This is a genomic window from Desulfosarcina sp. (assembly GCF_041551955.1).
In the GTDB taxonomy this organism is placed as follows: Bacteria; Desulfobacterota; Desulfobacteria; order Desulfobacterales; family Desulfosarcinaceae; genus Desulfosarcina.
This window is the reverse complement of record NZ_JBFELV010000260.1, coordinates 1-7,224: the sequence shown is the minus strand read 5'-3', so window position 1 is coordinate 7,224 and position 7,224 is coordinate 1. Positions and strand designations below refer to the sequence as shown.

The 7,224-nt window shown below is 58.2% G+C and carries 5 protein-coding genes; all 5 read right to left on the bottom strand.

Annotated features, from left to right (window positions below; genetic code table 11):
* Positions 1-278 (bottom strand): hypothetical protein (locus ABYV26_RS17150; protein WP_372682576.1); only part of this gene is annotated, 278 nt, incomplete at its 3' end.
* 5 nt (positions 279-283) lie between these two features.
* Positions 284-2,278, bottom strand: coding sequence for a transglycosylase domain-containing protein (locus tag ABYV26_RS17145; RefSeq protein WP_372682575.1), 1,995 nt, complete (start codon positions 2,276-2,278; stop codon positions 284-286).
* The gene (locus ABYV26_RS17140; protein ID WP_372682574.1) at positions 2,275-3,195 is read right to left on the bottom strand and encodes a hypothetical protein; all 921 of its coding nucleotides are present in this window, start codon (positions 3,193-3,195) and stop codon (positions 2,275-2,277) included. Before ABYV26_RS17140 ends, ABYV26_RS17145 begins: the two co-directional genes overlap by 4 nt.
* A gap of 206 nt (positions 3,196-3,401) precedes the next feature.
* Positions 3,402-6,005 (bottom strand): hypothetical protein, encoded by a 2,604-nt coding sequence (locus ABYV26_RS17135; RefSeq protein ID WP_372682573.1) that lies wholly within the window; start codon positions 6,003-6,005, stop codon positions 3,402-3,404.
* A gap of 220 nt (positions 6,006-6,225) precedes the next feature.
* On the bottom strand, positions 6,226-7,224 hold a 999-nt coding region (locus ABYV26_RS17130; RefSeq protein ID WP_372682572.1), incomplete at its 5' end, for an HD domain-containing phosphohydrolase.

Sequence of the window (7,224 nt, the reverse complement as noted above, 5' to 3'; positions counted from 1 at the left end):
GCAGCCCGGGCAAGGGTCTGGCGAACCTCCCGGGGCATACCGGCCCGCTCCCATACGGCGGCCTCGCCAAGCAGGCGCTCCAGTCGGCGACGCCCCATGGCAGCGAATGCCACGCCCGTAATCCAGTATGCAGCGGCGAGCAGGGCAAGGCCCGGTAGGATCATCCATCCCGGTCCCACGGCGCCGGCAAAAGGCGGCAGCACCACCAGGGCGGTCAGGCTGCCGAAGGCCAGGGCCGTCCACAGTCGCACGGCCAGATGTTTGAATAGGTATCCCATCTCCCTTAAGGTTGTCCTTTTCTCATGGCCACGGTGACCGGGTCGCGCGTCCAGAACCCGGCCAACGACCCGGTTTCCGGATTCACTTTCTTGAAATAGATATCCGGCGGTGCCATGAAAGCCCTGGGCGGCTCGCCGTCCGTTGCTTGTTTCATGAACTGGGCCCAGATGGGTGCCGCACCGCGACCACCGGTAATGCCTGCGCCGTTTTTATCCCGCATGCCCTGGCCCCGGTCAAAACCCACCCAAACCGATGTGCTCAGGTTGGGGGTAAAACCGGTAAACCAGGCGTCGTTGTAATCGTTGGTGGTGCCGGTTTTTCCGGCGGCAGGCAGGGCAAAGCCCATCCGCCGAACCACATTGCCCGTGCCATTATCGATGACCCCGGCCATCATGTCCACCAGCTGAAAATTGATCGACGCATTCAGAACCCGCTCACCGGTGATAATGTGCTCCTCCAGCACCCGTCCACTCACATCCTCCACCCGACGGATCCAGTAAGGTGGGTGCCGCACGCCTCCTGAGGCAAAGGTGGCGTATGCGGCGGCCATCTCCAGGGGGCTGACCCCGAATGTGCCCAACGCCACGGAATAGACCGGATTCAAAGGGCTGGTGATGCCGCAGCGTCGGGCGGTGTGAATCACCGCTTCGGGACCGACGGCAGAAACCAGTTGCGCAGCAATGGTATTCACCGACTCCGTGAAGGCCTTTTTAATCACCATGGGACCGTCGTAGGTGCGTCTGAAGTTGCGTGGCTTCCAGGGCGGCTTGCCGGCCACGGGAATGGAAACCGGTTGATCGACCATTACGTCGGCTGGCGTCTTGTCCAGGCTTTCCAATACCCCATAGTAAAGGAAGGGTTTGAAACCGGAGCCAGGCTGACGGTTGTCCTGCAAGGCGCGGTTATATGGGGTTTGAAAAAAATCCCGCCCGCCCACCAGCGCCTTCACCGCGCCGGTATTGACGTCCACGGCCACCAGTGCACCCTGCAGCCCATTGTCGTCTTCCACTGCGGTGTCCTCGGTCCGGTGGGTCATATCCATCTGGGATTCCAGCTCTGCTATCCCCTGTTGCAGCGCTTTTTCAGCCTGCTGCTGCATGCCGGCGTCCAGGGTCGTGTAGACCCGCAGTCCCCCGTGGTAGACGACTTCGGGGCTGTAGGTCTCTTCCAGTGATTTCATCACCGCGTCCAGAAAATAGCTGTCCACCCTCAGCGAGCGGCCCTGGGTGCGCAGGTCAACCGAGACGGCTTCGGCTTCAATGGCCTCCTCGTGACTGATCATGCCCGCGGTTACCATCCGTTTTAACACCACTTGCTGCCGCACCCGGGCACGCTCCGGGTAACGAAAGGGGTTGTACCGGGTTGGCGATTTAGGCAAGCCGGCCAACAGGGACGCTTCGGCCAGGTTCAGTTCACCGGCCGATTTACCAAAGAAGGTTCGCGCTGCCTCGCCGATCCCGTAGGCGCCAACACCAAAGGGGATCTGGTTGACGTAGGCCTCCAGGATCTCCTGCTTGGAGAACTGGGCTTCGATCTGAAGGGCCACCAGCAATTCCCGGAACTTTCGCAGCCAGGTGCGCTCGAAACTGAAAAACAGGTTTTTGGCCAGCTGTTGGGTGATGGTGGACGCGCCCTGAATTCTACCCGATTCGAACAAGGTAATCCACAAGGCCTTGATGGTGCGAATCTTGTTGACGCCCCGGTGTTCCCAGAACCGATGGTCTTCGGTGGCCAGGATGGCCTGAATGAATGGATACGAGACGTCATCCAGGGCAACGGTTTCCCGTCCGCCGATGGTCAGAATGCGCTGCCCGTCGGCACTGAAAATTTCCGTGGCCGGTGTGTCGTTGATGCGGCCGATGGGCTCGGGAACCCGGGGTAAATCCTTGACCGCCACCAAAAACAGGCAGAACAGGCCCATTCCCGCCAGTGCACCCACCGCCGCCATCAGATAAACCATGGCGGTCATGGCTCGGAAGAAACGAAGGCCGGCAGTCATCGATCCTCCCGGCTGAGGGGCCAGCGCATCTTGCTGGAAGGGGGGTTGGAAAGCCGGGGTTCCAGCAGCGTGCGAACCTGCCAGACGGCCCACTCCTGCCCCGTGGTTAAAACGATCTGCCGCCCCTGGGGGGTATCCATCTCAATGCCGATACGAATCATATCGGCGTCGACTTCATCACTGATCCCCACACGCAAGGGGATCCCTTGAGCGGCCAGCAGGTTACCCGGTTGATAGAGCACCCCCCGTTGGGTCTCCGGAGCAAGTGTGTCCAGGGCCATGAAGAACCGATCCGCCGGATAGATGCGGCCGGCAAACTCCGGCTGATCGTCCAGGACTCCAGCCAGGATGTGCGTTTCGGTGCCGGTAGATTTAAGCTGCTCGTCGGTGAGAGTCTTGTAGCTGAGCACATTGTTGCTGCGATCCAGCAGGTAGATGCCCACCTGGCCGTTTTCCCGCTCCATATACACCCGATCCCAGCTCTTTTCGGCGCTGATGCGCAGCATGAGGATGGGTGAAAACAGGTTCCTGGCGGCCGCTTCGGGGATCTGAACGTAAAGGCTTTTAAATTGCGCTGCGGAAATCATGGCCCCCTGGGATGCGGAGAGGCCATCGATAAGCTGGGCCAGGGAGGTGGCCTCGCGGGCCTCACGCTGGGCGGTGAGTTGTTGGGTCACCATCTGCTCCAACGTCTGGGTGGCCACCTGCTTCAAACGGCCCTGCTCCCACACGCTGCCCAATTCCGGCCGGTGGCTGTTGGTAACCGTCAAATAGCGTCCAACCAGAACTTCCACCCAGCTGAAGCGCACTTCGGAAATAAGTACGGCCAGAACAGAGAGGAACAGGACTATTCCACGGAGGCTCAGCCCCCGCGCCATCCATGTCTTCAGATCCTGTGGTTCCGACCAGGTCGGCATATGGCACCTTTTTCGTTATCCATGATCGCCGCCATCCGGCGATCATGGATCTGTTTCGAGATGCACTGCCTTTTACACCATTCTGCGCAATTGATAAAGAGATGTTGCTAATGGTGATGATGGAGAACCCGCTTTCCACCGCATCGTTGCCTGCATGCCTGCGCATTCGGGATAGCGGACCCGGCCGTGGACAGGCAAAAGGCAGACTATAGCGGCCGGCCAAGCTGGATCACGAACTTGACGCCATTATCTTGGACATAGTCCGGATATACGAGGGGCCAGGCCATGCCAATCCGGAATGAGGAAAAGCTGCCCCAGGCGATTTCAGCCGACATGACGAATTCAAAACCCGCCCCGACCAGCCAATCGTCCGACTGGTATGCTTCACTGGCAATCCCGGCATCGATAAAGGTTCCCAGTCTCAGGCGATGCAAAAAAAGGGGTAGCGTGGCATACCCCATCTGGAGGTTGGCCAGGGGCCAGAACACTTCGACACTACCAGCGGCGGCTTTGGAGGCTTCAATCAGGTTGGAACTGAACCCCCGCACGGGAAACAACTTGGGGGGCAAGTGGGTGAAATACCCTTCGGACACATTGCCGCCGATCCGGTATGCGGTGTGCCCCAGGTCCGGCGCGCCGCCCCATGCCCTGCCAAGAAGCAGGTGAACCGATGTCAGCGTTTTTTCGCCATAGAGCAGACGTCCACCCAAGGTGAGCGACTGGCGGTTTTCCGAGAACAGCTCCAGACTGCTCCATAGGCTCAGGATGTCGGCCTGTTTGGCCAATCCGATGCCGAACCAAGCTTCATCGCCCGAGGCCGTGTCGGATGGCTCCGGCATTCGAATATTCAACGGCTCCCAACCGCGCCAATTCAATGAAAATTCGAGCCCATCAAAACGGTGTGGCCCATTCGATGAGCGAAGCAGATGGTCCGTTTCGGGCCGCTCGAGTTCCCATGGCCGCCAAAAGAGCCTGGCTTCATGACGGGATTCATCGACGATCTGGTCGACATCGGTGTTGTACGAAACCGGGTAGCGGGTGAACTGAGTACCCAGTGTTTTGGCCAGGGCGCCGACCCTCAGGGCAAAATAGTCCGTGTCGAAGGAGTATCGCACGCCGGCATTCAATCGGAAATCACCGCTGACGTCGTGACTGTTGGTCGCAAGACCCAGCTGCAGGTCGGTGGCGTCGACAAACAGGTCAGGCCGAATGTAATTGGGCCAAAGGCTTTTCATAGGGGAATATGGGTGTGCGTCCGGTATCGGCGGCGCGGAACCTCGATACCCTGGCGACGGTGGTGGGTATGCGGGCGCTTCAACAGCTGACCGGACGATTTTATAGTTGTCGATGCGCCATCCGTTTGTAGCCAGTTGAAGGAACTTGCCCTGCCGGGGAAGCAGGGCCATGTGGTCGACAGCAGTGATCGGTCCTTGGTCGGCCGCATGGATCTGGAATCGACCGGTGGCGTTCGAGGCGTATACCAGGGTATCACCCTCCCACCATGGGTCCAGTTCGATTGACGGTGTTTGGGTGAGCTGCATCCAACCGTGATCATAAACCCAGATATCCCAGTTCCCTTGAATATTGGCTGCCACGGCAATGGCACCGCGTTCGTTGCGGACGGGGCCGGACAGTGCAAGTACGCCTTGCGGGGCCTTGATGAGGGTCGGTCCATCGGTGGCCTTGCCGTCGATTGGGCGGAACCCCCCTTGACCATTTTCGGGCAGGACCATCAGGCAAGGGCGCCCGCCGATACGGCTGACGGCCACCCCCCCGGGCCCCGGATCCCAGATGTGTTCACGCGACGTGGACACCACACTGCCCCCGGAATACCCGAAAAGCTTGGCGCTGTGATTGAATTCTGAAAGCCACAAGGTTCCGTCCGCGTCGACGACGCCGTATCGTCCGCGGTTCCTGATTTGAAGCTTGCCGGGAAAAACCCCGGTGCGATTCCAGAATACAAAAGGTTCGGCCCAGTATCCCCTGGCCAGAATAGCCGGGGGCGCTGGTCCAGGCTGCGCATAGGGGCGCCGGAAGTCCCGCCATAGCGCAGAAAACGTTTTTCCGAAGGCCTCGCGGGCTTTCAGATCGATCTCGATAGGAACCAGGCCGCCGCCGTGAATTTGCAGAAATCTCAGGATCGTCAACCAGCCGTATTCCTGGTAAATCCAGGACAAAAAGGGTTTTCCGTAAATGCGATAGGCAAAATAGCCGGGCCAGACCTGCGGGTGGTGGCTGATAATTTCCAGGTCCGGGGGCGGGGTAGATCGGAACAGCGCGGCCTCGAAAGGATCCTGAATCGTTTTGTCAAGGTACTGGGCATACAGCAAATTGCATATGCCATTGTCGATCCACGGTGGCAACACGACGTTGGGGGAAACGATTGCTCCGAACCCCTTGAAAAGCAACCCGGGAACGCCTGACCGCAGTCCGAAAATACCCTGAAGGCACAAGCCTTTGAACATGAAATAGGTCCAGGGGTCAGCCTCCGTATACCCTTCTTCCAATACACCGGGGGCACGCAGGGGAATGCGGATCTCCAGATGGGGGATGACGTGAACTTGAACCTCGGGCTCATCCTGGCCCTGGTCCACGACGATATGAAGCGGTCGTTTAACCGGCAGACCCTTTTTTTGCAGAAAGCTCAGAATGTCGGCAAGGTTGCGGTTCAACCGTGCCGCAATGGCTGCCTCACCTTCTGGGAAATGGAGCAGTACATCATCGGTTTCAAGGGTCACCATGGCGAGCGAACTGGTACAGCCACTCCATGTCAGGCCAAAGGAAAACAACAAAATAAGAACGACGCGCATCAAATTATCCGATAAACGATGGTGTAGGCAGGATTCCACGGTCTGTTTCAGGCTGCCCGATTGTTACACCATTATGATCAAATGACAACCAGGGGGAAAATAAGGGGAGTGGCCATTTCCAACGGTTAAAAGAAGGATGTTGGGCCTATTTTTAAAACGGTGGGAATCGGTGAAGAACCACTGCCGGTATACATTGTCTCGTGAGGATGCGTGTCAGGCATCAAGGCAGGGTTTCGTTGATTGCTTTGATCACACCCTGGTCGTACAGCGATCGGAAGGTGTCGATGACGCCTGCATCGAACTGAGTGCCTGAACCGCCATACATGATCTCTAGAATTTTGGCCTCTTCCATTCGCTTGCGGTAGGCACGATCCGAAGCGATGGCATCGTATACGTCAGCGACGGAGAGGATCCTGGCCAGCATGGGTATGTTTTCGCCGGCCAGGCCGTCGGGGTATCCTTTCCCGTCAAAACGCTCGTGGTGACATCTGATGATGTTCTTTTCCCGGTCCCATAAGCCTAATCGCTCCACGATATTGGCGCCGATTACCGGGTGTTCCTTGATGATGCGGAACTCCTCGTCGGTCAGACGACCGGGCTTGAGCAGGATGTCATCCCGAATACCGATTTTCCCAATGTCGTGAAGCTGACCGGCCACGTTTAAAATATCCTGCTCCTCCTGACTGCCGCCCATTCCCTGGCACAGGGCAATGGCAATCCGGGTTACCCGGTTGGAATGCTGCTCGGTGTAAGGGTCACGCGCTTCAATGGCCCCAACGAATGCGTACAGGGTGGCCAACAGGTTTTCGTAAATGTTTTCGTATAGGGCGACGTTTTCGATCGCATAAGCCGCCTTGTTGGTCATAAACGACATGTAGTACAAGTCTTTTTCCGAAAACCGGACATGCCCGTTCAGCGACGACACGGCCAATACGCCGAACACCTTTTTACGAATGTTCAACGGAACCAGCATCAGGGACCGGATCGCTTCGGGAACCCCCTTCACATTGCTGTTTTCATGGACCAGCAGAGGCTTGTCCTCATCGCAATTGTCCAAAATCAGCTGGCTGATATCCTTGTTGCAGGCACACTGGCCGTCACCTGGGGCAGTTGCTCGGTCAGGCAGTGTCTGTTGGCCACCGTTTCCGCCGGCCACGGACCGGGCCACCTGCACCGGCCGTTGAATCGCTTCGTTGATCACATAAAAACAGGCCTCGTC